The organism is Stutzerimonas stutzeri RCH2, assembly GCF_000327065.1.
GTDB lineage: Bacteria > Pseudomonadota > Gammaproteobacteria > Pseudomonadales > Pseudomonadaceae > Stutzerimonas > Stutzerimonas stutzeri_AE.
The window spans coordinates 3,400,167-3,423,044 of record NC_019936.1; the positions used below are offsets into that span (position 1 = coordinate 3,400,167).

24 protein-coding genes are annotated in these 22,878 nt (G+C 62.0%); 15 read left to right on the forward strand and 9 right to left on the reverse strand.

Features of this window, described 5'->3' with window-relative positions:
• Positions 1-78: 78 nt before the first annotated feature.
• Positions 79-2,208 (forward strand): methyl-accepting chemotaxis protein, encoded by a 2,130-nt coding sequence (locus tag PSEST_RS15695; protein ID WP_015277955.1) that lies wholly within the window; start codon positions 79-81, stop codon positions 2,206-2,208.
• A 33-nt stretch (positions 2,209-2,241) separates the two neighbouring features.
• On the opposite strand, the gene PSEST_RS15700 is transcribed toward PSEST_RS15695, so the two are convergent.
• From PSEST_RS15700 to PSEST_RS15710, 3 genes are read right to left on the reverse strand one after another with little or no spacing between them, the layout of a single operon-like run.
• Positions 2,242-2,859 carry an SOS response-associated peptidase gene (locus tag PSEST_RS15700; protein WP_015277956.1) on the reverse strand — a complete coding sequence of 206 codons (618 nt, stop codon included), beginning with the start codon at positions 2,857-2,859 and terminating at the stop codon, positions 2,242-2,244.
• 12 nt (positions 2,860-2,871) lie between these two features.
• Positions 2,872-3,132: a DUF2007 domain-containing protein gene (locus PSEST_RS15705; protein ID WP_015277957.1), complete on the reverse strand. Its 261-nt coding sequence runs from the start codon at positions 3,130-3,132 to the stop codon at positions 2,872-2,874.
• A complete protein-coding gene (locus PSEST_RS15710) occupies positions 3,132-3,314 on the reverse strand; it encodes a CPXCG motif-containing cysteine-rich protein (protein WP_015277958.1) in 183 nt (60 codons plus the stop codon). Before PSEST_RS15710 ends, PSEST_RS15705 begins: the two co-directional genes overlap by 1 nt.
• Before the next feature lie 243 nt (positions 3,315-3,557).
• On the opposite strand from PSEST_RS15710, the gene PSEST_RS15715 reads away from it, so the two are divergent.
• Positions 3,558-4,724 carry a 1-acyl-sn-glycerol-3-phosphate acyltransferase gene (locus PSEST_RS15715; RefSeq protein ID WP_041757055.1) on the forward strand — a complete coding sequence of 389 codons (1,167 nt, stop codon included), beginning with the start codon at positions 3,558-3,560 and terminating at the stop codon, positions 4,722-4,724.
• Between the two features lie 729 nt (positions 4,725-5,453).
• Positions 5,454-6,803, forward strand: coding sequence for a DUF1329 domain-containing protein (locus tag PSEST_RS15720; protein WP_041756740.1), 1,350 nt, complete (start codon positions 5,454-5,456; stop codon positions 6,801-6,803).
• A gap of 130 nt (positions 6,804-6,933) precedes the next feature.
• Here the strand turns inward: PSEST_RS15720 and PSEST_RS15725 are convergent, their stop codons facing one another.
• Entirely contained in the window at positions 6,934-7,518 is a 585-nt protein-coding gene (locus tag PSEST_RS15725) for a YajG family lipoprotein (RefSeq protein ID WP_015277961.1), read from the reverse strand.
• A 169-nt stretch (positions 7,519-7,687) separates the two neighbouring features.
• On the opposite strand from PSEST_RS15725, the gene PSEST_RS15730 reads away from it, so the two are divergent.
• Entirely contained in the window at positions 7,688-7,879 is a 192-nt protein-coding gene (locus tag PSEST_RS15730) for a hypothetical protein (RefSeq protein WP_015277962.1), read from the forward strand.
• Positions 7,880-7,968: 89 nt separating this feature from the next.
• On the opposite strand, the gene mqo is transcribed toward PSEST_RS15730, so the two are convergent.
• Together mqo and PSEST_RS15745 are read right to left on the reverse strand one after the other, a co-directional pair.
• The gene (mqo, locus tag PSEST_RS15735) at positions 7,969-9,480 is read right to left on the reverse strand and encodes a malate dehydrogenase (quinone) (protein WP_080602183.1); all 1,512 of its coding nucleotides are present in this window, start codon (positions 9,478-9,480) and stop codon (positions 7,969-7,971) included.
• 332 nt (positions 9,481-9,812) lie between these two features.
• Complete coding sequence (locus PSEST_RS15745) at positions 9,813-10,100, reverse strand: PA4642 family protein (RefSeq protein WP_015277964.1); 288 nt, start codon at positions 10,098-10,100, stop codon at positions 9,813-9,815.
• A 190-nt stretch (positions 10,101-10,290) separates the two neighbouring features.
• On the opposite strand from PSEST_RS15745, the gene dauA reads away from it, so the two are divergent.
• Positions 10,291-12,021: a C4-dicarboxylic acid transporter DauA gene (gene dauA, locus PSEST_RS15750; RefSeq protein WP_015277965.1), complete on the forward strand. Its 1,731-nt coding sequence runs from the start codon at positions 10,291-10,293 to the stop codon at positions 12,019-12,021.
• 43 nt (positions 12,022-12,064) lie between these two features.
• On the opposite strand, the gene PSEST_RS15755 is transcribed toward dauA, so the two are convergent.
• Positions 12,065-12,976, reverse strand: coding sequence for an SDR family oxidoreductase (locus PSEST_RS15755; protein ID WP_015277966.1), 912 nt, complete (start codon positions 12,974-12,976; stop codon positions 12,065-12,067).
• Between the two features lie 698 nt (positions 12,977-13,674).
• On the opposite strand from PSEST_RS15755, the gene PSEST_RS15760 reads away from it, so the two are divergent.
• The 10 genes from PSEST_RS15760 to PSEST_RS15800 all read left to right on the forward strand — a co-directional run bounded on the left by PSEST_RS15760 (position 13,675) and on the right by PSEST_RS15800 (position 20,528).
• The gene (locus tag PSEST_RS15760; protein WP_015277968.1) at positions 13,675-14,262 is read left to right on the forward strand and encodes a TIGR00730 family Rossman fold protein; all 588 of its coding nucleotides are present in this window, start codon (positions 13,675-13,677) and stop codon (positions 14,260-14,262) included.
• A gap of 408 nt (positions 14,263-14,670) precedes the next feature.
• Positions 14,671-15,147 carry a DUF2726 domain-containing protein gene (locus PSEST_RS15765; protein WP_015277969.1) on the forward strand — a complete coding sequence of 159 codons (477 nt, stop codon included), beginning with the start codon at positions 14,671-14,673 and terminating at the stop codon, positions 15,145-15,147.
• A gap of 120 nt (positions 15,148-15,267) precedes the next feature.
• The gene (locus PSEST_RS15770) at positions 15,268-15,738 is read left to right on the forward strand and encodes an SgcJ/EcaC family oxidoreductase (protein WP_015277970.1); all 471 of its coding nucleotides are present in this window, start codon (positions 15,268-15,270) and stop codon (positions 15,736-15,738) included.
• A gap of 176 nt (positions 15,739-15,914) precedes the next feature.
• Positions 15,915-16,937, forward strand: a complete 1,023-nt coding sequence (locus PSEST_RS15775; RefSeq protein WP_015277971.1) for a DUF5924 family protein — start codon at positions 15,915-15,917, stop codon at positions 16,935-16,937.
• 58 nt (positions 16,938-16,995) lie between these two features.
• Positions 16,996-17,514: an MgtC/SapB family protein gene (locus PSEST_RS15780; RefSeq protein WP_015277972.1), complete on the forward strand. Its 519-nt coding sequence runs from the start codon at positions 16,996-16,998 to the stop codon at positions 17,512-17,514.
• 32 nt (positions 17,515-17,546) lie between these two features.
• Entirely contained in the window at positions 17,547-18,860 is a 1,314-nt protein-coding gene (locus tag PSEST_RS15785) for a PQQ-dependent sugar dehydrogenase (protein ID WP_041757057.1), read from the forward strand.
• A 115-nt stretch (positions 18,861-18,975) separates the two neighbouring features.
• Positions 18,976-19,317 (forward strand): osmotically-inducible lipoprotein OsmE, encoded by a 342-nt coding sequence (gene osmE, locus PSEST_RS15790; protein WP_015277974.1) that lies wholly within the window; start codon positions 18,976-18,978, stop codon positions 19,315-19,317.
• A 58-nt stretch (positions 19,318-19,375) separates the two neighbouring features.
• Positions 19,376-19,774, forward strand: a complete 399-nt coding sequence (locus PSEST_RS15795; RefSeq protein ID WP_015277975.1) for a Rho termination factor N-terminal domain-containing protein — start codon at positions 19,376-19,378, stop codon at positions 19,772-19,774.
• A 9-nt stretch (positions 19,775-19,783) separates the two neighbouring features.
• Entirely contained in the window at positions 19,784-19,915 is a 132-nt protein-coding gene (locus PSEST_RS22500) for a hypothetical protein (RefSeq protein WP_015277976.1), read from the forward strand.
• Between the two features lie 79 nt (positions 19,916-19,994).
• Positions 19,995-20,528 carry a ferritin-like domain-containing protein gene (locus PSEST_RS15800; protein ID WP_015277977.1) on the forward strand — a complete coding sequence of 178 codons (534 nt, stop codon included), beginning with the start codon at positions 19,995-19,997 and terminating at the stop codon, positions 20,526-20,528.
• 112 nt (positions 20,529-20,640) lie between these two features.
• Here PSEST_RS15800 and lpxC read toward each other — a convergent pair whose 3' ends face one another.
• Both lpxC and ftsZ read right to left on the reverse strand, forming a co-directional pair.
• Positions 20,641-21,552, reverse strand: coding sequence for a UDP-3-O-acyl-N-acetylglucosamine deacetylase (gene lpxC, locus PSEST_RS15805; protein WP_003302766.1), 912 nt, complete (start codon positions 21,550-21,552; stop codon positions 20,641-20,643).
• Between the two features lie 115 nt (positions 21,553-21,667).
• Positions 21,668-22,855 carry a cell division protein FtsZ gene (gene ftsZ, locus PSEST_RS15810; protein ID WP_015277978.1) on the reverse strand — a complete coding sequence of 396 codons (1,188 nt, stop codon included), beginning with the start codon at positions 22,853-22,855 and terminating at the stop codon, positions 21,668-21,670.
• Between the last annotated feature and the right edge of the window lie 23 nt (positions 22,856-22,878).

Here is a 22,878-nt window from a genome sequence, read left to right on the forward strand (position 1 = left end):
GGCAACCGGCGGCCCCGCTGTAGTTGTCGCAAATGCTGCCGATAGCCTGATTATCCGCTGCGCAACTGGAGTACGCACATGTTCAGATCCATCCAGACCGCTTTCGCGGCATTGGCCGGCGCCTGCACGCTAGCCATCATTGCGGCGCTTCTGCTGTACGCGATGGTTTCCGGCATGCGCAGCCAGGCACTGGTCGAGGAGCGGACCCGCACGCTGATCGACGGCATGGTCGAACAGCGCGTCACCGCACTGGCACAATCCCAGGTCAGTCGCATCCAGGCACAGCTGCAGGCACCCTTGCAGATCGCCACCGGTCTCGCCCGCGTACACACCCTCACCGGTCTCAGCGACGACGAGGGTATGCCGATGGCCAACCTGACCCGCGAAGAGCTGATCAACCTGGCGCGTCAGACGCTGATCGAGAACCCTAGCCTGACCAGCACCTATATCGCCTGGGAACCCAACGGGGTGGACGCCAATGACGTGATGTACCGCGGCGATGTGCCGGGCATGCTCGAAGGCCGCTTCGCCAGCTGGATATACCGCGACGCCAGCGGCAAGCTGCTGACCGAGCGACTCACCGATATCGAGGACACAACCCTGCTGGAAACGGGCGTCCGTGCCGGCGAGTACTACCTGTGCCCGCGTGAACAGCTCAAACCCTGCGTCGGCGACCCCGCACCGTACGAGATGAACGGGCAGACGCAGCTGCTTTCCTCCTTCAATGCGCCGATCATCATCGATGGCAAGTTTCACGGCATCGTTGGTGCGGACATCGGTGTCGACTTCATGCAGCAATTGCTGAGCAGCGCCAATAGCCAGCTGTACGGCGGAGCCGGGCAGATCGCGCTGATCTCCAACAACGGCCGTCTTGCCGCCTACAGTCGCGACCGGAACCTGCTCGGCAAACCCGCAGCACAACTTCTGGACGCCGACGAGCAGGCCTTGGTCAAGCAGCTGCCTGCCGGCCAGACCCACTACCGGATCGATCATGCCCGCGGCCGCGTCGCACTGTTCCTGCCGTTTTCATTCCCCGGCACTGACGCACGCTGGGTGCTGATGCTGGAGCTGCCAACCGCAGAAGTGATGAAGGAGCTGGACCAGCTGATGGTCGCGCTCGGCGAGGAAAGCCGCAGCAACCTTGCCGCCATGCTCGTCATCGGCATGCTCATCGCCTTCGCCGGGCTGCTTGCGATATGGCTGATCAGCCGCCGTATCACCCGGCCGCTGCGCGACATGGTGGTCATGCTCGACAACATCAGCCAGGGCGAAGGCGACCTCACCCAGCGACTGAATATCGACAGCCGTAACGAGCTCGGCCAGATCGCAGCCGGGTTCAACGCATTCCTGGCGCGGCTGCAGGGCATGATCAGCGAAGTGGTCAGCTCGGTGCAGAAGGTCAGCGACGCATCCGAACACACCGCGGACATCGCCATTCGAACCGACAAGGGCGTGCAGACGCAGTTGGCGGAGATCGAACTGGTCGCCACCGCCGTGCACGAGATGACCGCGACTGCCCAGGACGTGGCACGCAATGCGACCCAGGCTGCCGAAGCCGCCAACAATGCCGATCGCGCCGCCAATCAGGGCCGGCACATCGTGCAGGACACCGGCGCGACCATCGCCGAGCTGGCCAGCGAGATCGGCCGCGCCGTGGATGTGGTGCAGACGCTAGCCCGCGACAGCGAAAACATCGACGCGATACTGGTCACCATCCGCAGCATCGCCGAGCAGACCAACCTGCTCGCCTTGAATGCCGCCATCGAGGCGGCCCGAGCCGGCGAGCAAGGCCGTGGTTTCGCCGTCGTGGCCGATGAGGTCCGCAATCTGGCGCAGAAGACACAACAGGCGACCGGCGAGATTCAGCAGATGATCCAGCAGCTGCAGGGCGGCACACGCGACGTCGTACAGGTGATGGAACAGAGCCAGAACCGCACGCGCCGCAGTGTCGAACAGGCCGATGCCGCCGCAGAAGCGCTACAGGCGATCACCCAGGCGGTCTCGCTGATCAATGACATGAACAATCAGATCGCCAGCGCCGCCGAGGAACAGAGCGCGGTGGCCGAAGATATCAACCGCAACGTCACCAATATCGGTCAGGTCGCCCAGCAGGTCGCAGCCGGTGCCGACGAGGCCAGCCAGGCCAGCGCCGGACTGACACGCCTGGCCGAGCAGCAGCGCCGCCTGATCAACCAGTTCAGGGTCTGAGACGACCGGCCCGCACGCCCTCGACGTGGCCGATCAGGCCGGAGTAAGGCACTCCGGCCCATCGAGGCGCGGGTCGTTCACCAAGGTCGCCAACGGTCGTTCACGCAACGCCGGCTGGGGCTGAGCCATCAGCGCCTGCAGCGTTTCCAGCGGCGTGTCAGGGTCGAGCCAGGCGGCCTGCCCGGCCTCATCGAGCATCAACGGCCGGCGCAACGTCGCTGCCGGCAGGGTTACCACCGCGGTGCTCAGGTAGGTATGCCCCTGCACCGGGTAGGCTTCCCAGAGCGCGGCCATGTACATCAGTGAGCCTTCACTGGTCATCCAGTACGGGCGCTTGCGCGCCGTACCGCGCCATTCGTAGAACCCGTTGGCTGGCAACAGGCCGCGACGCAGGCGAAAGGCTTCGCGAAACATGGGCTGCTCGGCAATGGTTTCCGCACGCGCCTGGGCAGGCGTTCGGGTCAGGTCGGTCATCCAGGCCGGGGTCAGCCCCCAGCGCACCCGACTGAGCTGCAACTGCTGATCGATCTGGCGCAGCAACAGCACCGAAGCGCCTGGGGCGACACTCCAATGCGGCTGCTGGTCGGACGGGAAACCGGGCAAGGCGGCGAAGTCCTGGCTCCAACGGAAAAGGGCGTAGCGACCGCACATAAAAAAGACTCGTCAGCAGATCAGTTCGCCGGGGTAACTCTCCGGTTCATCGCCCGGCAACGGCTCGGCGCCATTGTACGCAGCGATCAGCTGACGCGCCCGCTCGGCATCCTCGTCCGGCACCATGAGCCCGAGCAAGCCCGCCGCCGGCAGCTCACCCATGGCACCGATCAGGTGACTCCCCGCAAGGAAAGCCTCGATTCCCTCGGCAATCAGCATGCCGCTGAGCATCTCGGCTTCAAGCAGGTCGCGCGGCTCATAGACACGCCGCATCAGTCGTCCTCCCGCAACGTTTCCAGTTGCCACTGCTCGCCGTCCGTGCGCAGATCGAACACCACTGGCCGGCAGCACACAGAGCAATCCTCGATGTACTGTTGGTCCCCTGCGCTGAGATCGAGCACAGCCTCAACCGGCTCGCCGCAGTACGGGCAATTGAAGACCTGTGTTTCGAGCATCAAACCTCCACGTGACTTGTCGCTATAATCGCCGTCTTTAAAGGTCGTCGATTCGGACCTTTATCGAAAAGACCGACTCGGCGTGCCCCATTACGGGCACCCTGGGCCGCATGCAGGCTTCACTGGCGATCAGCCGAACCAGCCGTTTACTCGATGAGTATGAGCCAGCCGGCTCCGGTCCGTTCCGTGAATCGCCGTGCCTTCCGCACTGCAGGCCCGTTCCTCGTTTCCTTTACAGAGAGCATGATGGACGAATTCGAAGCCATCCGACCCTACGCCGACGCCGAAGTACCGACGGTCATGGCACGCCTGTTCGCCGATCGCGAGTTTCTCGACATTCTGGCGCACTTCCGCTTCCCCCGTCTGGCCGACAGCCTGGGCTGGCTGATCAAGCCGGTCATCTCGCGCCGGTTGCGCAAACAGTTCGCCAGTATCCACACCGTGGATGCCCTGCAGCATACGATCGAAGCCTATATCGACCGGACCATCGAGCGCGCCACCGACGGCGTGACCTTTTCCGGCCTGGAACGACTGCAGCAGGGTCGGGCCTATCTCTTTCTGGCCAATCACCGCGACATTGTCATGGACCCGGCATTCGTCAATTACGCCGTGTACCAGGCCGGCATCCGCACCCCACGCATCGCCATCGGCGACAACCTGTTGCAGCGGCCCTTCGTCAGCGACCTGATGCGCTTGAACAAGAGCTTCATCGTGCGACGGTCGATTACCGGCCGACGCGAGAAGCTGGCGGCCTACCAGGTGCTGTCGGCCTACATCAACCACTCGATTCGCAATGACGGCGAATCGGTGTGGATTGCGCAGGCCGAGGGTCGGGCCAAGGACGGCGATGACCGCACCGATTCGGCGATCCTCAAGATGCTGCACATGAGCCGCAAGGACGAAGCCTTCGCCGAGACGCTCGAGGCGCTGCGGCCAGTGCCGGTGGCAATCAGCTACGAATACGACCCCTGCGATCAGGCCAAGGCCCGCGAGCTGTATATCCGCGCCACCACGGGTAGCTACAGCAAGGCCCCCGGTGAGGATGACGCCAGCATCGCTCTGGGTATCACCGGCTACAAAGGGCGCGTGCACATTGCCTTTGGCACGCCGATGGACAGCGTTCCCGAGGACGCGAAGCAGATGGCGGTGGTGGTGGATCGGCAGATTCTTGGCAGCTACCAGTTGTTTCCGGTGCACTACCTTGCCTATCGCTTGTGGGATGACCAGGACCCGGAAATCCAGGTGCCCAGCGCAGCCGAGCTGTTCAGTCGTGAAGAAGTGGAGCGTGCCGAAGCGGAGTGGAGCAAGCGTCTGGCTGCCTGCCCGAGCGTACAGCAGCCCTATCTGATTCAGCAGTACGCAACCCCGGTGCGTAACCAGTACCGTCTGAACGCAGGTCTCGAGCCCTGAAATGCAGAAGGCCCGCAGTGCATCGTGCAGCGGGCCCTGCCTTCGAACCAGCGGCGCTGGCTCAGAGCAACCTTGAAGCCGCCGACAGGCCCAGACCGAGCAGAAGGCCCGCCCAGCCGAATCGATAGAACACCTGATTGACTCGCTGTGTCGCGGCAGTGCCTGCGGTGCTACGCGATGTAGCCGGAACCTGGGCGATGACAGCCCGACGCGAAGCGCATACCTGACGCCATTGGGTAGCCACCAGCAGCCAGCTACCGCAAAGCGCACAAATCAGCGCCAATCCGTTGAGAACCAATGCAGGGTCAGGACGATCCCCAACTGCGCATGTAACACCATTCCACCTTCCACTTCTCGAGCCGCTGGGCAGCCGCGCAGTTTACCCGTAAGCACGCAGCGCGTGAGATCTGCCCGATCAAACGCCGCTGACCCTGCACCATCATCAGCTCAACTTATGACGTAGTGTTCACCACTCGGCCTTGACTAATGACCGGGCTCACCCGCACCCTCGACATACCTCGAAACGGCGTACTAGAGCGTGTGCGGGGACGGCAGCGAACTACGTGTGGCCTCGCTCGCGCCAAGCCTGCTTGGCCGGCGGACAGATGTCTTCATGACCAACATCGCTGCTGGCACAGATCGCTATGCCGTATCACTTGGCGCCGGTTGCCATCGGCGCCACGGGGAATCAGCTATTCAGAACGACAGGACGAGATAATGAAAATAACAATGTTCACCACCGGAGCGCTCACGCTTTCACTGCTTGCCAGCAATGTCATGGCGGCGGTTTCAGAATCGGAAGCAGCGCGCCTGGGCAATGAGCTGACGCCCATCGGTGCGGAGAAAGCCGGCAACGCAGCAGGCACCATTCCGGCATGGACCGGCGGGCTGGCGCAGGACGCCGCAGCGGTATCGGCCGACGGTTTCGTTGGCGATCCCTATCCGAACGACAAGCCAAAGTTCACCATCACGGCGAAGAACTTCGAGCAGTACAAGGACAACCTGACGCCTGGCCAGATCGCCATGTTCAAGCGTTACCCGGAGAGCTATCGCCTGCCGGTCTACGAGACCCGGCGCAGCGCAGCCATGCCGCAGCACGTGTATGACGCGGCAGCACGCAACGCCACGCAGACCAACATGGTCCGCGGTGGCAACGGCCTGGAAAACTTCGACAAGGCCATCGCGTTCCCGATCCCGAAAGACGGCATGGAAGTCATCTGGAACCACATCACCCGCTACCGCGGCGGCTCCGCGCGCCGCGTGATCGCCCAGGCTACGCCTCAGGTGAACGGTAATTTCAGCCTGGTCAAGTTCGTCGACGAAGTGGTCTACACCGACACCCTGACGGACTACAAAGCCGAGAAGCATGGCAACGTGCTGTTCTACTTCAAGCAGCAGGTCACCGAGCCGTCGCGCCTGGCCGGCAACGTGCTGCTGGTACACGAGACGCTGGATCAGGTGAAGGAGCCGCGCATGGCGTGGATCTACAACGCCGGCCAGCGCCGTGTGCGCCGCGCTCCGCAGGTCGCCTATGACGGCCCGGGCACAGCAGCCGACGGCCTGCGCACCTCCGACAACCTGGACATGTTCAACGGTGCGCCGGACCGCTACGACTGGAAACTAATCGGCAAGAAAGAGCTGTACATCCCCTACAACGCCTATCGCCTGGATTCGCCGCAGCTCAAGTACAGCGACATCATCAAGGCCGGTCACATCAATCAGGATCTGACCCGCTACGAACTGCACCGCGTATGGGAAGTGGAGGCGACCCTGAAAACAGGCGAGCGCCATATCTATGCCAAGCGCCACTTCTTCATCGACGAGGACACCTGGCAGGCCGCAATCGTCGATCATTACGACGGTCGCAATCAGCTGTGGCGCGTAGCCGAAGCCCACGGTCTGCATTTCTATAACGTGCAGGTTCCGCTGTATTCGATGGAAACCCTCTACGACCTCATCTCCGGCCGCTATCTGGTCATGGGGATGAAGAACGAAGAGAAGAACCCCTACACCTACAACTACAAGGCCAACTCCAACCAGTACACCCCGGCCGCCCTGCGCAACTCCGGCGTCCGCTGACAATCGACTGGCTGCACCGACGCCCCGCTAATCGCGGGGCGTCTTCATTTCTGCGCCATGAAAAATGAAAAACCCTGCCAGGCTGAGCCATGGCAGGGTTTTCGGAACGGCAGTCTCGGTGCGGCTTGCGTTACTGCGCCAGCAAGCGACCGATGTTGTCGTCGCGGAATACGCGGGTCAGTGCATCACTCAGCACATCGGTGACCAGCTTGGTGTTGGTCTGCTCGTTCGGCGCCATACCGAACCGCTGGTTCAGCGAAGCACCATAGCGGCCGTTGTAGCGCTTGCCAGCGTTCTGGACTTCGATTTTCAACGTTGCGCCGATATTGGCTTCAGTCACGTAGAGCCCTTCTTTCGGCGACTGATACTTCAGCTCTGCCAGGGTCAAGGTCAGTTGCGGGGCGTTGTACGCATTGGGCGACGGCGTGAAGCCAAGCAGGCGTACGGCGGCTTCAGCCTGAGCCTGCAGCTTGGGTATGACCTTGGCACTCGGCACGATCACCGCGCTGGTTTCCGGGTAAAGCCCGCCACGCGTGCCCAGAGTCGGCGAGGGGCGCGCGTCGACCACGCGCACGACCACGGGCTGGCCCTGGCCGACAGGATTGATGGTGCCATTGAGTTTGGGGTTCGGATCGAGCTGCTGCGGGCTATGGGCACAGCCTACGAGGCTCATTCCAAGAACGGTGACAAGACCGAACAACAGGCGTTGCAGCATGCTGCTTTCTCCAGGTTAGGGACGACGAATGCCGCGCAGTATACCCAGCGGCACGAAGCGCCGACAGTGATGAGCTTCTGACCGACGGCGATGCCGCCCCGTTCAGTTCATCGGGCTGTCACAGGCATCTGCGATAAAGGATCCAGCCCGTCACCACGAGTGAACACCCATGCGCCAGATCCTTTCACTGCTGCGCCGCCGCAAGCCCCGTCACTTCGCCCTGCTCGACGAGTACGGCCGCTGCCGCATGCTGCTCAGCAGCACCCACAGGCCCGCCGGTGCAGAATGGATCGAAGTCGAGGAGGCTCGCCTGAGCTGGATTGGCCACGAGCTCCCCGCAAACTCCCGGCACGCCGCCTGAGCGCAGCCTGGCGGTAACCATCCGCGCACAAAAAAGCCCCGCTCATTCGAGCGGGGCTTTCTCGTTCAGCGCGGAACTGGCCGTGTGGCTCAGTACTCCAGGCCCAGGCGCTTGTCGGCCATCTGGCTGATCTCACGATAGGCTGCGGCGTCGTTCTGCAGCGTGGTTTCGCGCGCTGGGAATATCTCCTGCAGCTTGCTCGACCACGCCTGGGAACGGTACTGCTCGGGGAAGCAGCGCTCGAGCAGGTCAAGCATGATCGAGACGGTGACCGACGCACCCGGCGAGGCACCGAGCAGCGCGGCGATGGTGCCGTCATTTGCTGCGACCAGCTCGGTACCGAACTGCAGGATGCCGCCTTTCTTCGGATCCTTCTTGATGATCTGCACGCGCTGGCCTGCGATCTCCAGGCGCCAGTCCTCGGCCTTGGCCTCAGGGTAGAAGCCACGCAGCGTCTCCAGGCGATCCCCCATGGACTGCATCACTTCCTTGATCAGATAGCGAGTCAGGTCCATGTTGTCGCGCGCGACCGCCATCATCGGGCCGATGTTGCTCGGGCGGATCGACAGCGGCAGGTCCATGAACGAACCGCGCTTGAGGAACTTGGTGGTGAAGCCTGCATAAGGTCCGAACAGCAGGGACTTCTTGCCGTCGACAACGCGAGTATCCAGGTGCGGCACCGACATCGGCGGCGCGCCGACCGCAGCCAGGCTGTAGACCTTGGCCTGATGCTGTTTGACGATCTCCGGGTTGTCGCAGCGCAGCCACTGGCCGCTGACCGGGAAGCCGCCGAAGCCCTTGCCCTCTTCGATACCGGACATCTGCAGCAGCGGCAATGCCGCGCCACCAGCGCCAAGGAAAACGAAGCCGGCCTGCACCTGGCGCGAATCGCCGGTGCGAGTGTTCTTGATATCGACCTTCCAGCCACTGGCCGTCCGATCGAGACCGGTGACCTTCTGGTTGTAGGAGACCTTGACGCCACCGCTACGCGCCAGATAGCCGAGCAGCTGGCTGGTCACCGCACCGAAGTTGACGTCGGTGCCGTTCATGGCGCGGGTCGCGGCGATCGGCTCGTCGGCGGCGCGGCCCGGCATCATCAGCGGCATCCACTCGCCCAGCGTCGCACGATCCTCGCTGTACTCCATGTCAGCGAAGGCGTGGTGGGTCTTCAGCGCATCGAAGCGGCGCTTGAGGTAGTCGATGTTCTTGCTGCCACGCACGAAGCTCAGATGCGGCACAGCATTGATGAAATCGCGGGGAGAGCCGAAGCCTTCGCGGTCGGCGAGATAGGCCCAGAACTGCTTGGAAACCTCGAACTGGGTGTTGATCAGCACGGCCTTCTTGATGTCGATCGCGCCGTCTTTGCTGTCGGGGGTGTAGTTCAGCTCGCAAAGACCCGCGTGACCAGTACCGGCATTGTTCCACGGGTTGGAGCTTTCGATGGCTCCGGATTCCTGCAGCTCGACGATTTCCAGCTTGATATTGGGATCGAGTTCCTTGAGCAGTACCGCCAGGGTCGCACTCATGATGCCGGCTCCCACCAGCACCATATCCACTGCTTCGCTATCGTGTTGCGTCATCAACGCGTTCTCCAGAATCACAGCATTAAACTGTCGAGACCGCAGTACGCGGCCCCGTAAAACCCACCAGCCAGACGATCAGGAACGGAGCATGTGCCTGGACCGCTGCTCGGGAACATGTGCCCGAGAACAGGCCACCAGAGGCAGCCTGCCAGCTGTCGGAAGGGCGGCTTTTGGCCTCCTTCCTCTCGCTACGATCCATCCGGAGCGGGCCTGGCCCAAAGCTCGACGGTGGACGCTGCGAGGAAAACGATTGCGAATCATGTTGCCGGCCCTGACCTCCGTGGCGCCGACTCGTAGCACCGAGCCGCAACGATACCCGCTGCGTTCGATACGAAACGGCGCCGCTCGGTTCAGCCGCGCATGGCCTCGATCAGTTCGATATAGGGTCTGGCATGACGCTGGTCGGCAACCAGATCAATAAAGTCCTGCCCCATGCTGTTCCTGGCTTCGAGGTCGTAGCCAGCAGCCACGAAAAAACCGAGAAACCGCTCGAAATCATCGATGCGAAGGCCTCGATAGGCCTTGATCAGCTTGTGCAGCGAAGGGGGAGTATCGTCAGCCGGTTCAGGCTGCAGAAACAGCTTGATCGACTCGTCTGCGATCTCGTCGCCAATCACCTGCTTCTTGTCTTTACGCATGCCGCCTCCGGTCCACGGGGTCTCACGGGGGCGGCAGTTTACTCCTCGCAGGCGGCTCACTCAACGCGCCAGGGCGGCTTGCGACCAAGGTCGTACATCGCTATTCGGCCATACCGGGCGATTGTTCGGCACAAATAACAAAAGTGCTCGCGCCTGTAATGGCGCCTTCGTGTACAAGGAGCGTCCCGGCATGCAGCTTCCCCCTTTGTTTTCCGCATGGCGTCAGGCCTTGCGTCTGGGGTACGGAACCCGTGCATTGCGCGGTGACATCAGTGCCGGGCTGACGGTCGGCATCATCGCCATCCCGCTGGCGATGGCGCTGGCCATTGCCGTCGGCGTGGCGCCGCAACACGGCCTCTACACCGTACTGGTGGCTGCACCGCTGATCGCGCTGACCGGAGGTTCGCGCTTCAACGTTTCCGGACCGACTGCGGCCTTCGTGGTGATCTTGCTGCCAATTACCCAGCAGTTCGGCCTTGGCGGCCTGCTGCTGTGCACCATGCTCGCCGGCCTGATCCTGATCACACTCGGGTTGCTACGCGCCGGCCGCCTGATCGCCTTCATTCCCTACCCTGTCACCCTCGGCTTCACTGCGGGCATCGGCATCGTCATCGCCACCCTGCAGATCAAGGACCTGTTCGGCCTGACCCTGACCGAGCAACCGCAGCACTACGTCGAGCAGGTCAGCCTCTTGCTGCGCTCGTTGCCGGGCGCGCAGCTTGGTGACGCCGTGGTGGCTGCGATCTGCCTGGCGGTGTTGATCATCTGGCCGCGCTGGGTACCGAAAGTACCTGGCCACCTCGTGGCGCTGACCGTCGGCGCCCTGGCAGGCTTGCTGCTGGAATCGGTGGGACTGTCCGTCGCCACCCTGGGTGAACGCTTCAGCTACACGCTGGACGGCGTGACGCACCCGGGTATTCCACCGTTTCTGCCGGACTTCGCCTGGCCTTGGCTGTTGCCCGGTCCGGACGGCCAGCCGCTACAGCTGAGCTACGAGCTGTTCCGCCAGCTGCTCGCTCCGGCGTTTGCCATCGCCATGCTCGGCGCCATCGAATCGCTGCTCTGCGCCGTGGTCGCCGACGGCATGACCGGCAGCAACCATGAACCCAATGGCGAGCTGATCGGCCAGGGCCTGGGCAACCTGGTCGCGCCACTGTTCGGCGGCATCACCGCGACCGCGGCCATCGCCCGCAGCGCCACCAACGTCCGCGCCGGTGCCTTTTCGCCGCTGGCCTCGATGATCCATGCCGGCGTGGTGCTGGTCGCGATTCTCTGGCTGGCACCGCTGTTCAGCTATCTGCCGATGGCAGCCCTTGCAGCCTTGCTGGTGATGGTGGCGTGGAACATGAGCGAAGCGCCGCATGTCGTGCACGTCCTGCGCATTGCGCCGCGCAGCGACGTACTGGTGCTGCTGACCTGCCTGATTCTCACCGTGCTGTTCGACATGGTGCTGGCGGTGGGCGTCGGGCTGCTACTGGCGGCGGGGCTGTTCATCAAACGCATGAGCGAGCTGACCGACACCACAGCGCTATCGCGCGATCAACGACGGCTGCTGCAGGACATGCCCGAGCATGTCGCAACCTACGCGATCCGCGGACCACTGTTCTTCGGTGCGGCGGAAAAGGCACTGGGTGCACTGCGGCGCTTCAATCCAGAGGTCAAGGTGGTGATCGTCGACATCAGCGCGGTGCCGATGCTGGACATGACGGCACTGGCGGCGCTGGAGAACGTCCTGGTGGATTACCGGCGACTGGGCGTGACGCTGATCCTGAGCGGCAGTAATGCCCGCGTGCGCTTGAAGCTGCGCCGCGCGGGCATCCATCGACTGCAAGGGCATCTGCTCTATGTGCGCGACCTGAGCCAGGCCCGCGAAAAGGCGCTGCGCCTGCTACGCCCGGAGCCTGGGGCGGCTACCGGCTGAGCGACGCAGGATCAAGCGGCAGCGCAAATCGAGCCAGAGACGGTCAACCAGCATGCTTCTGCAGGTTGGCCATCATTTCCTTCAAGGCTTCCATGTTGTCGGCCGGGTGCGCCGCGTTCTCGAAATTACAGATCTGCTGCCACTGCGCGGCGACGTCCTCGGCATCGAAACCGGCCTTCGGGTCGAAACCGGCACCGAGACTGCGCTCCCAGCGCACCTTGCCCATCCAGCCGCCGCCCACTTCGAACAGGCCTGAGGTCTCCTGGCACTGCTCGCTGGCCAGATAGACCACCAGCGGGCTGACCAACTCCGGCTTGAGCTGCTCGAATACCTGCGGCGGAATCAGCCCCTCGGTCATCCGCGTGCCGCCGGTGGGCGCAATGGCGTTGACCAGCACATTGTTCTTGCGCCCTTCCAGCGCCAGCGTGCGAGTCAGTCCGTACAGCCCGAGCTTGGCCATGCCGTAATTGGACTGGCCGAAGTTGCCGTAGATACCGGAGGTCGACGCGGTGAAGATTACCCGTCCGTAGTTCTGCTCGCGCATATGCGGCCAGGCGGCACGGGTAACCTTGTAGGCACCTTCGACATGCACGCGATAAACCAGATCCCAGTCGGCGTCTTCCATCTTGTGGAAGGTCTTGTCGCGCAGGATGCCGGCGTTGTTGACCACCACATCGATGCGGCCGTAGGTGTCCAGAGCCTGCTGCACGATTCGGTCGCCATCGGTGACCGAATCATGATTGGCGATGGCCGTGCCGCCTGCCTGACGAATCTCTTCGACCACCCGATCGGCTGCCGAACTGTTGGCGCCCTCACCCTGGGTGCTGCCGCCCAGATCGTTGACCACAACCTTCGCACCGTGACGAGCGAACAACAGGGCATGCGCCCGGCCGAGCCCACCGCCGGCCCCGGTAACGATCACTACCTTGTCTTCGAAGCGGATGGCATCAGTCATGCGGAATTCCCTCGTTCTTGTTGGAATGAAAAAGTGCAGCGAGTTTCGATCAGGTGCCAGCGCGTCACAACCAACCGACCAGAAATGAATGCCTGGGCATAAGGGGCGGGGATGCGCCCCGGCGGAGGTACGCCCCCGCTGATCGAATTTCGATCATCTGAAGCGCGGCCGCGCCATCACGAGCCTGCAATGGCATGTACCCAAACAACTCACAGAGTTTTCCACAGCACCGGTGGATAAAGGAGCACGTGAAGCAACTGGCTGTGCCGCCCTACCTCAGCGACAAAAGTTTTGCAAAGCCTTCTACCATGCGGCCTGGAGTCGCATCCAAGATATTGAGTAAAAAATGAGCACTCTGCGCAAAGGCACGTGCCGCTTCGCTTGCAGACGTTGCTCCCAAGGTTATCCACAAAGGCGCACACAGCTCCCGGGGATAACAAAGCCCCCTTGCACATAGCCGAGTGCTATTGCGGCAATGCCAAGAATCTAAGGGAACTGAATCTATGCTCCCTTTAGCATTGAGCCATCGCTTCTCACGGAGAGTGCCCATGTCCAGCCTTAACCTGATCGAACGCCTGTTCGCCAATTACGCCTGTGCCGCCAGTGGCGCATTGGCCGAGCGCTAGCCGCACGGAACCCGCTTGGCCACTGGCGCGGCCCGGCGTACCCTTCCGCGAGCCCAACGAGCGGAGTAAACGATGACCTTGCGTTCCATTTGCGTTTTTTGCGGCGCCAGCCGCGGCACCAATCCGATCTATGAACAAGCTGCCCAGGACCTCGGCCGCACGCTGGCCGCCAATGGCATCCGTCTAATCTACGGCGGCGGAGCTGTCGGGCTGATGGGCGTGGTGGCAGACGCCACCATGGCTGCAGGCGGTGAGGTGATTGGAATAATCCCACAGAGCCTGAAAGATGCCGAGGTCGGCCATACCGGCCTCACTCGCCTTGAGGTGGTAGATGGGATGCACGCGCGCAAGGCGCGTATGGCAGAACTGGCGGATGCCTTTATCGCCCTGCCCGGCGGGCTGGGTACGCTGGAGGAGCTGTTCGAGGTCTGGACATGGGGTCAGCTCGGCTACCACCCCAAGCCGCTCGGGTTGCTGGATATCAATCATTTCTATAGCAAGCTCAGCCACTTCCTCGACCACCTCGTCGATGAGGGCTTCGTGCGGCCTCAACATAGGCAGATGCTGCAGCGTAGCGACCAGCCGCAGGCGCTCATCAAGTTGCTCGATGCCTGGCAGCCGCCGGCGCATAGTCGTTGGGATAAAACGGCGCCGCAGTAAATCCTGAAGACACCGATCAAAAAGCATCCAACTCGCCGCAGGCCGTACGTGATCAGGCCTGCAGCGTTGCGCCCCCATGTTATCCACATAGGAATGCACAGCTGGCGTGGATAAAGCTCTAGAGCGCTGGCAAAGCCGTCGCGAAAGTCGATTTTTTAGCCCTTTCGTGTCGCAGGAGAGCAAAAGCACAAATTTTGATCAACTGCTCGAAACTCTAGTGCCGCGGCGCCTATAGAAACTGTTACAGCCGTTATCCACAGGACGACACACAACTATCGTGGATAAGCACTCAAACGAACGAATCAATCGGCTCACACTCACAACCTTTAGGTTCGATGATGCGGGAGGCTTATACATGCACCAGTTGAGATGTCTTCGCCATGTGCCGTTACGCCAGGGAACTGACTCATGAGCTGGCTCGCCCTGACGCTGGTGGCATTCGTCTGCTTCGTGCTGGTTTTCTTCATCAAGAATCGCCAGCTGAACCATCCCGCCCTGCAGTACCCCTACAGCCTGAAGGTCCCGTTGTTCTCTCCAGCAGAGCGCGAGCTGCTGGACATGCTGGAACGGACATTCGCTGAGCGCTACCTCATCCTGGCGAAGGTAAGCGTCGCCGATGTCGTCGAGATCACGGCGGTGCCTCGGCGCGCCTACTGGTACCAAGCCCACAACCGCATCGCTGCGACGCGCTTTGACTTCCTGCTATGCGAGAAGAACGATCTGACACCGGTTTGCGTGATCAATCTGGACGATCCGGAAGCCGAGCAGGATTTCGTCGATCGCCTCTGTGAAACCGTCCGCTTGCCTCAGGTGCGCCTGACGGCACAGGCAGCCCGATCCTATACGGATGTCCGCGAGGCCATCGAGTCCGCCCTTCGCCATTGATCGACCACTGGTGGGAATGACCGCGGTAGCGGGTGGTCACAAGGCTGCATGACGTATCCACGATATGCAGTACCGCTGCGGTATCAGACCGCAAATCGACCACCGGCTACGAGTGACAGCATGAAATACGCCCTCCCCCTACTTCTCTCCCTCACCCCGCTCGCCGCACTGGCGGATGACCAAGTCTGCCAGAAGACCGACGAAGCCCAGATCAGCGCCTTGTTCGACCGCTGGAATGCCGATGTGCAATCGGGCGAACCGCAACGGGTCGTGGAAAACTATGCGCCTGATTCAATGCTGTTGCCGACGGTGTCCAACACCCCAAGGCAGACGCCGGAAGCCAAGCTGGATTACTTCGAGCATTTCCTGGCGCTGAAACCGAAAGGTGAGATTGTCGAACGGATGATCATGATCGATTGCAACAGCGCGCTCGACACCGGGCTCTACAGCTTCAAGCTGGGCGATGGCAACACAGTCCCAGCGCGCTATACCTTCACCTACAAGTGGTTCGATGACGCCGGCCAGTGGCTTATCACCAGCCATCACTCATCGGCGATGCCGCAACCGGCGCCGTCGCAAAAGCTGCCTTGAGTGGAAGTCTGAACGCTCTCCACCACGGCGCTGCCGGCAGCCGCAGCGGCCGTCCAAACCTGACAGCGAATGCACCGACGCCGGCCCTGCGAGCAAATCTTCATCACAACAAGCTTGCGCCCGGTCTGGCGTGCTCGATACTGCAAACTGGCACGCCGTACTCGGACTGGACCCATATGTCTCTCAAACCGCTGCTGTCGCGCCTGTTCGAGCTGGTAAGCCGGCTGATTCGCCGTTACCCGGGCACTGTGGCGCTGTTCGGGTTCGCATCCGGCGTCGCCAGCTTCGTTCTGGTGGAACGCCATGCCGGTCTGGCCAAGGTCGTTGCCCTGGTGATGCTCGTCAGTTGGCTCTGGCTGGTCCTCGAATCCAGCCTGCGCCGCGCCCTGCAGCGCTGGTTCGGCTGGCAGATACCGCCACCGCTGCTGCGCTACGCGACGCAGATGGTGCATCAGGAAAGCCTGTTCTTCATCATTCCGTTCTTCGCCATCACCACCACCTGGAACAGCGGCCAGGCCCTTTTCACCGGGCTGCTTGGCGTGGCGGCACTCGTTTCGCTGATTGATCCGCTGTATTACCGATGGCTGGCGCCGCGACGCTGGGTCTATCTCGGTTTTCATGCGCTGACGCTGTTCGCCGTGCTGCTGACCGCGCTGCCGATCATCTTTCATCTGTCTACCCCGCAGAGTTATCAGCTGGCGCTGGTAATCGCCGTGGTTCTGGCGCTGCCAAGCCTCAGTGGCTTGTTCCCGCGCGGGAACTGGCGCACGGTGCCCGGCATCGCGCTCCTGGCTATCGCGCTTGCCGGTGCAGGCTGGCTTGGCCGAACCTGGGTGCCGCCGGCCACGCTTTGGCTTACCGACGTCGCGGTGACCATGAGTCTCGACGATCGCCAGCGCAAACCCGGCAAGGGCCTGCGCGAACTCAGTAGTGCGGAGCTGCAGGCCAATGGCCTTTACGCCTACACCGCGATCAATGCACCCCGCGGCCTGAAAGAGCGGATCTACCATGAGTGGACGCATAACGGTCGACGCGTCGATCGAATCGCGCTGGACATCAGCGGCGGCCGCGAAGCCGGCTATCGTGCCTGGACCCACAAGCGTAACTTTCCGGCAGAGCCCTCCGGCCGCTGGCGTGTGCGCGTCGTCACCGAGGCAGGCCAGATGATCGGGATGCTGCGCTTCCGCGTCACCGACTAGCGAACCTCGGCTGCCCACAATCACTCCATATCAGAACAAATGCAGCGTGGAGAACGACATGGAGTGGTGGGCGATCATTTCCAGCACCGTCGCCTCGGAGTTTTCCGACATCACCGACCTGGAAGATGCGACACGGGTCAGCAGCCGCCTGCTGATCGCATCGGTTCTGGGTGGCTTGCTCGGTTACGAGCGCGAACGCCGGCGCAAGGCAGCGGGCCTGCGCACCCACATGCTGGTGGCGCTCGGGGCCGCTCTGTTCGTGCTGGTGCCGGTGCAGGCCGGAATGACCCCGGAAGACATTTCGCGCGTGATTCAAGGGCTGGTAACCGGCATCGGTTTTCTCGGCGCTGGGACTATCCTCAAAGGCAACACCGCGGAGGACGTCAAAGGGCTGACCACCGCCGCCGGCATCTGGCTCACTGCTGCGATCGGTGTGGCCGTCGGCCTTGGACACGAAGCCACCGCCGTACTGAGCACGTTGCTGGCCCTGGCCATCTTCGTACTGATGCCACGCCTGGAGCGTCACACGGCACTGCGCGCCGCACGCAAGCACCGTCAGGCTGGTCGCTCGCCATAGCAGACTGCGGATCGATGATCCTGGGGGAAAACATGCGCAGCGTTCTGGCTCTCTGCTTAGGTTTCGGTCTGCTTGCACTGACCGGTTGCAGCGAAACCGCAAAGCTCCCGGTGGAGTCCGGCTATGGTCCTGCGCCGACACTGCCGGAGCCGAACCGGACCCTGTTGCCGACAGTGCATATCGCCCCGGCCAAAGGCTGGCCGCAGGGTGGAAAGCCACAAGCAGCGCCAGGTTTGCGCGTAGACGCTTTTGCCAGCGGCCTGGACCACCCTCGCTGGCTTCATGTCCTGCCCAATGGCGATGTGCTGGTAGCCGAGAGTGATGCGCCACCCAAGGAGCAGAGTCAGGGCCTGCGCGGCTGGGTCGCCAGGAAAGTCATGGCGCGCGCCGGCTCAGGTGGCCCCAGCGCCAACCGCATCACCCTGTTGCGCGACGGCGATGGCGACGGCGTACCGGAGCAGCGATCCGTTTTTCTGGACAACCTCAACTCCCCTTTCGGCATGGCGTTGGTCGGTAACGATTTCTACGTAGCCAACACCGATGCGCTCCTTCGTTTCCCGTATGAGCAAGGCGCAATCCGCATCACCGCTAGCGGCGAGAAGGTGATCGATCTACCTGCCGGGCCGATCAATCACCACTGGACCAAGAATGTCGTCGCCAGACCGGACGGATCGCGCTTGTACGTCACCAGCGGCTCGAACAGCAACGTAGCCGAGAACGGCATGCAGGCCGAAGAGAACCGCGCGGCGATTCTGGAAGTCGACCCGCAGCGCAAGACCATGCGCCTGTTCGCATCAGGCCTGCGCAATCCCAACGGGCTGGCCTGGCAGCCTGAGAGCGGCTCGCTGTGGACGACCGTCAACGAACGCGACGAGATCGGCAGCGATCTGGTACCCGACTACATGACGTCGGTCCGGGACGGCGGATTCTATGGCTGGCCGTACAGCTACTTCGGCCAGCACGTCGACACGCGCGTGAAACCTCAGCGCCCGGATCTGGTCGAGCGCGCCCTGGTACCGGACTACGCCCTCGGTGCACACACCGCTTCGCTCGGCCTGGCGTTCTATGAAGGGAGCTTGCTACCGCAGCGCTACAGAAATGGTGCCTTCGTCGGTCAGCATGGCTCTTGGAACCGCAGGCCGCGCAGCGGTTACAAGGTGGTCTTCGTCCCCTTCCGCGACGGCATGCCCGACGGCCAGGCAGAAGATGTGCTGACCGGCTTCGTCAACGAGGCGGGCGAAGCTCTGGGCAGACCGGTTGGGGTTGCAGTTGACCGGACAGGCGCACTGCTGGTTGCAGATGACGTGGGCAACGTCATCTGGCGCGTACGCCCGACTGAACAGTGACTGACGACCCTATGCGCCAGGCTGGCCGATCTGAGGGCTAACCCCGTACGGATTGAACCTTGCCGGCCGCCATGTGGCCATAAAAGGTACGTCTATCCGTTCCGAGGGCTTCCAAATGTTCAATCGCACCATTTACGCCATCGTCCCGACATTGTTGCTCGTCGGCTGTTCCGGCAACGTACAGAACCCGCTGGACCGGATCACGTTCCGTGATGAACCTCTGGTTCGCGATGTGGAAAACGGTATGTCCCAGGCACGGGTGCTGACGATCGGCGGCGAGCCCTCCAGGACCAGTGCTCGAACCGCAATGCCCGGCCTCTGCCACGACTACATTCTCAATCATGACGGCAAGCAGCAGCCCTACTACGTCAGCTTCGATGGAACAGGGCGGGTGGACGGCCAGGGTTTCCTGACCTGCAAGCAGCTCGAAGAAAACCAGGTCAATAATCGCGGTTGACCAGAAAGCAGCGTCGCGAGCGCGTCAGAGCTCCGCGCCCGCTAGAAAGGAGACCGCCATGCCACGTGGGGACAAAACCAAGTACACCGACACACAACAGCGTAAGGCCGAGCACATCGAGCAAAGCTACGAAGAACGTGGCGTACCCGAGAAGGAGGCCGAAGCACGCGCCTGGGCCACGGTCAACAAACAATCCGGTGGCGGCGAACGCAAGGGCGGTTCTGGCAAAAGCAAGAGCGAGACGGCCAAACGCGCCGACCGCAAGGATTCGGCCCATCGCGCCGCCGATGCGCGCAAGAGCAAGTCGCCCAACAAGGGCTCAGCGCGCAGCTCGAAGTCATCCAGTACAAGTCTTACCGATATGACCCGCGACCAGCTAATGGACAAGGCCCGCGAGCGTGACATTCGCGGCCGCTCGAAGATGCGTAAGGATGAGCTACTGAAGGCTCTCAGCTGAGATACAACCATGACCAATCAGCAGCCGCCGTCACCCAGCAATCCCAAACGTGAAGACCCGGACAAGCCGGTGCCGATCGACGATCATGCCCCCGGCCAATCGCAGCCAGAATCTCCGCCGCCGGAAAACGTCGCCGGCTAAACTTTTCGCCGGCATCCCGATCTCAAATGGCGAACCGTGAAGAACCGCGACAGCGGCCAAACCAGACCAGGAGATGGCGATGAGTTATGTACAACTGAGCGACAAACAGAGCCTGCGTGAACGGGCCCGCCAACATGTCGAGAATGGCGCCGTCACCGAGAGCTATTCCGCCGACCGCGAAGTCGTGATCAATCTGCTCAACGAAGCACTGGCGACCGAGCTGGTCTGCTACCTGCGCTACAAGCGCCACTACTACATGGCCACCGGCCTCAAATCCAGCGTAGCCGCCGCCGAATTCCTCGAGCACGCCAACGAGGAACAGGAACACGCCGACCGGCTCGCCGAGCGTATCGTGCAACTCGGTGGCGCACCCGATTTCAATCCGGACAACCTCACCGAGCGCGCTCACGCGCAATATGCCGAAGGCAACGGCCTGCGTGACATGGTCTTCGAGAACCTGGTCGCCGAGCGCATTGCGATCGATAGCTACCGCGAGATCGTCCAGTACATCGGTGACAAGGACCCAACGACTCGCCGCATCTTCGAGGACATCCTTGCTCAGGAAGAAGAGCACGCCGACGATCTGGCGGGCCTGCTTGACGGCATGAACTGACCGGCTGCACAGCGGAGCGCTTAACGCTCCAGTACCGGCGTATAAACGGTTGAAACAGAGATAAAAAAAGGCCACCCGAGGGTGGCCTTAAATTTAGGAAGAGAGGTACAGCTTAGCCGGCTGCCACCGGACGCATGTAGGAGATCGGTGCGGTCTGCGGGTCATCGAAGGTCACCAGTTCCCACGCATCCTTTTGTTCCATCAGGGTACGTAGTAAGCGGTTGTTCAACGCGTGTCCGGATTTATAGCCGCGGAATTCGCCGATCAGACTGGTGCCCAGCAAGTACAGATCACCGATGGCATCGAGAATCTTGTGCTTCACGAATTCGTCTTCATAACGCAGACCGTCTTCGTTGAGCACACTGGTTTCGTCCACCACGATGGCGTTCTCAACACTGCCGCCGAGCGCCAGATTGTGCGAGCGGAGGAACTCGATGTCGCGCATGAACCCGAAGGTACGTGCACGGCTGACTTCCTTGACGAAGGAAGTGCTCGAGAAATCCACACTGGCAGTCTGGGTGCGACCCTTGAAAACCGGGTGATCGAAATCGATCTCGAAGCTCACCTTGAAGCCGTCGAAGGGCAGGAAGGTAGCGCGCTTGTCACCCTCCTCGACCGTCACTTCACGCTTGATACGGATGAACTTCTTGTGGGCGTCCTGCTCCTGCAGGCCGGCGGATTGAATCAGGAATACGAATGGCCCGGCGCTGCCGTCCATGATCGGCACTTCCGACGCGGAGAGTTCGACGTAGGCATTGTCGATCCCCAGGCCGGCCATTGCCGACAGCAGATGCTCCACTGTGTCGACCTTGACGTCACCATTGACCAGCGTCGTGGACATGGTGGTTTCGCCAACGTTCTCGGCCCGCGCGGGAATCTCCACGGGCGGGTTGAGGTCGGTGCGACAGAACACGATTCCGGTGTCCACCGGTGCCGGTTTCAGGGTGAGATAAACCTTCTCTCCCGAATGCAAGCCGACGCCGGTGGCGCGAATGATGTTCTTCAGGGTGCGTTGTCTGATCATGGCCTTTTGCTTCGCTATAGCACTAGTTGCGAATAGTTTTCAACAATTGGGGGCGATAATAGCAGAAGCCCACTTTGCTGAACACCAATCACAACAATACTCCTGATAACTTCAATCAATCGGCCTGACGACGCAGAAACGCAGGAATATCCAGATAATCCAGATCTTCCTGAGGGTTCAGCTTGGCTGCAGTAGCAGCTGCATGCGCCTGATTACGCATCACGGTCGGGCGCTCCAGGTCCCGATAGTTCACTGCGGCCTGCTCATGCTGACGCGGGGCCGGAGCGGCGGAAGTGGCAACGGTGGTCTGCACGGTATTGTCGACGACCTTGACCGGCTTTTCGTTGCGCGGGCCGAGACCGGTGGCGACAACGGTGACATGCAGCTCATCGGCCATGTCCGGATCGATGACAGCACCGACCTTGACGGTGGCTTCATCGGACGCGAAGGCTTCGATGATTTCACCCACTGCGGCGTATTCGCCCAGCGACAGGTCCAGACCAGCCGTGATATTGACCAGAATGCCACGTGCGCCCTGCAGGTTGACGTCTTCCAGCAGCGGGTTGCGGATAGCGGCTTCGGTCGCTTCGCGAGCACGGTTGGGGCCGGTCGAGCAACCGGTGCCCATCATCGCCATGCCCATTTCGCCCATGACAGTTTTCACGTCAGCGAAGTCGACGTTCATCAGGCCTGGACGCTGCATGATGTCGGAGATGCCACGGACCGCACCAGCCAGCACGTCGTCCGCCTTGGCGAAGGCTGCCAGCAGGCTGGCGTCCTTGCCGAGAATGGTCAGCAGCTTCTCGTTGGGAATGGTGATCAGCGAGTCAACACACTCGGACAGCGCACGGATGCCCTCATCGGCAACCTGCATGCGGCGACGGCCTTCGAAGGGGAACGGACGGGTGACCACGGCCACGGTCAGGATGCCCATTTCCTTGGCGACCGAAGCGATGATCGGGGCAGCACCGGTACCGGTACCGCCGCCCATGCCGGTGGTGATGAACACCATGTCCGCACCTTCCAGCACTTCGGCGATGCGCTCACGGTCTTCCATCGCGGCCTGGCGGCCGATGTCAGGATTGGTACCAGCGCCGAGGCCCTTGGTGATGGCGGAGCCGAGCTGCAGCACGGTGCGCGCTTCGACCTTCTTCAGCGCCTGGGCGTCGGTGTTGGCGCAGATGAATTCGACGCCTTCGACGTTGTTGCGAACCATATGGTTCACGGCATTGCCGCCACCGCCACCGACACCGATGACCTTGATGACTGCACTTTGCGGGGTATGATCTACGAGTTCGAACATTTCCCTCTCTCCTTCCAGCTTTC

What these genes read in the sequence shown, in the direction of transcription:
- PSEST_RS15695 (WP_015277955.1), top strand. Translation starts at nt 79, where the DNA reads ATGTTCAGATCCATCCAGACCGCTTTCGCGGCATTGGCCGGCGCCTGC.
- PSEST_RS15700 (WP_015277956.1), bottom strand. Translation starts at nt 2,859, where the DNA reads ATGTGCGGTCGCTACGCCCTTTTCCGTTGGAGCCAGGACTTCGCCGCC.
- PSEST_RS15705 (WP_015277957.1), bottom strand. Translation starts at nt 3,132, where the DNA reads ATGCGGCGTGTCTATGAGCCGCGCGACCTGCTTGAAGCCGAGATGCTC.
- PSEST_RS15710 (WP_015277958.1), bottom strand. Translation starts at nt 3,314, where the DNA reads ATGCTCGAAACACAGGTCTTCAATTGCCCGTACTGCGGCGAGCCGGTT.
- PSEST_RS15715 (WP_041757055.1), top strand. Translation starts at nt 3,558, where the DNA reads ATGATGGACGAATTCGAAGCCATCCGACCCTACGCCGACGCCGAAGTA.
- PSEST_RS15720 (WP_041756740.1), top strand. Translation starts at nt 5,454, where the DNA reads ATGTTCACCACCGGAGCGCTCACGCTTTCACTGCTTGCCAGCAATGTC.
- PSEST_RS15725 (WP_015277961.1), bottom strand. Translation starts at nt 7,518, where the DNA reads ATGCTGCAACGCCTGTTGTTCGGTCTTGTCACCGTTCTTGGAATGAGC.
- PSEST_RS15730 (WP_015277962.1), top strand. Translation starts at nt 7,688, where the DNA reads ATGCGCCAGATCCTTTCACTGCTGCGCCGCCGCAAGCCCCGTCACTTC.
- PSEST_RS15745 (WP_015277964.1), bottom strand. Translation starts at nt 10,100, where the DNA reads ATGCGTAAAGACAAGAAGCAGGTGATTGGCGACGAGATCGCAGACGAG.
- dauA (WP_015277965.1), top strand. Translation starts at nt 10,291, where the DNA reads ATGCAGCTTCCCCCTTTGTTTTCCGCATGGCGTCAGGCCTTGCGTCTG.
- PSEST_RS15755 (WP_015277966.1), bottom strand. Translation starts at nt 12,976, where the DNA reads ATGACTGATGCCATCCGCTTCGAAGACAAGGTAGTGATCGTTACCGGG.
- PSEST_RS15760 (WP_015277968.1), top strand. Translation starts at nt 13,675, where the DNA reads ATGACCTTGCGTTCCATTTGCGTTTTTTGCGGCGCCAGCCGCGGCACC.
- PSEST_RS15765 (WP_015277969.1), top strand. Translation starts at nt 14,671, where the DNA reads ATGAGCTGGCTCGCCCTGACGCTGGTGGCATTCGTCTGCTTCGTGCTG.
- PSEST_RS15770 (WP_015277970.1), top strand. Translation starts at nt 15,268, where the DNA reads ATGAAATACGCCCTCCCCCTACTTCTCTCCCTCACCCCGCTCGCCGCA.
- PSEST_RS15775 (WP_015277971.1), top strand. Translation starts at nt 15,915, where the DNA reads ATGTCTCTCAAACCGCTGCTGTCGCGCCTGTTCGAGCTGGTAAGCCGG.
- PSEST_RS15780 (WP_015277972.1), top strand. Translation starts at nt 16,996, where the DNA reads ATGGAGTGGTGGGCGATCATTTCCAGCACCGTCGCCTCGGAGTTTTCC.
- PSEST_RS15785 (WP_041757057.1), top strand. Translation starts at nt 17,547, where the DNA reads ATGCGCAGCGTTCTGGCTCTCTGCTTAGGTTTCGGTCTGCTTGCACTG.
- osmE (WP_015277974.1), top strand. Translation starts at nt 18,976, where the DNA reads ATGTTCAATCGCACCATTTACGCCATCGTCCCGACATTGTTGCTCGTC.
- PSEST_RS15795 (WP_015277975.1), top strand. Translation starts at nt 19,376, where the DNA reads ATGCCACGTGGGGACAAAACCAAGTACACCGACACACAACAGCGTAAG.
- PSEST_RS22500 (WP_015277976.1), top strand. Translation starts at nt 19,784, where the DNA reads ATGACCAATCAGCAGCCGCCGTCACCCAGCAATCCCAAACGTGAAGAC.
- PSEST_RS15800 (WP_015277977.1), top strand. Translation starts at nt 19,995, where the DNA reads ATGAGTTATGTACAACTGAGCGACAAACAGAGCCTGCGTGAACGGGCC.
- lpxC (WP_003302766.1), bottom strand. Translation starts at nt 21,552, where the DNA reads ATGATCAGACAACGCACCCTGAAGAACATCATTCGCGCCACCGGCGTC.
- ftsZ (WP_015277978.1), bottom strand. Translation starts at nt 22,855, where the DNA reads ATGTTCGAACTCGTAGATCATACCCCGCAAAGTGCAGTCATCAAGGTC.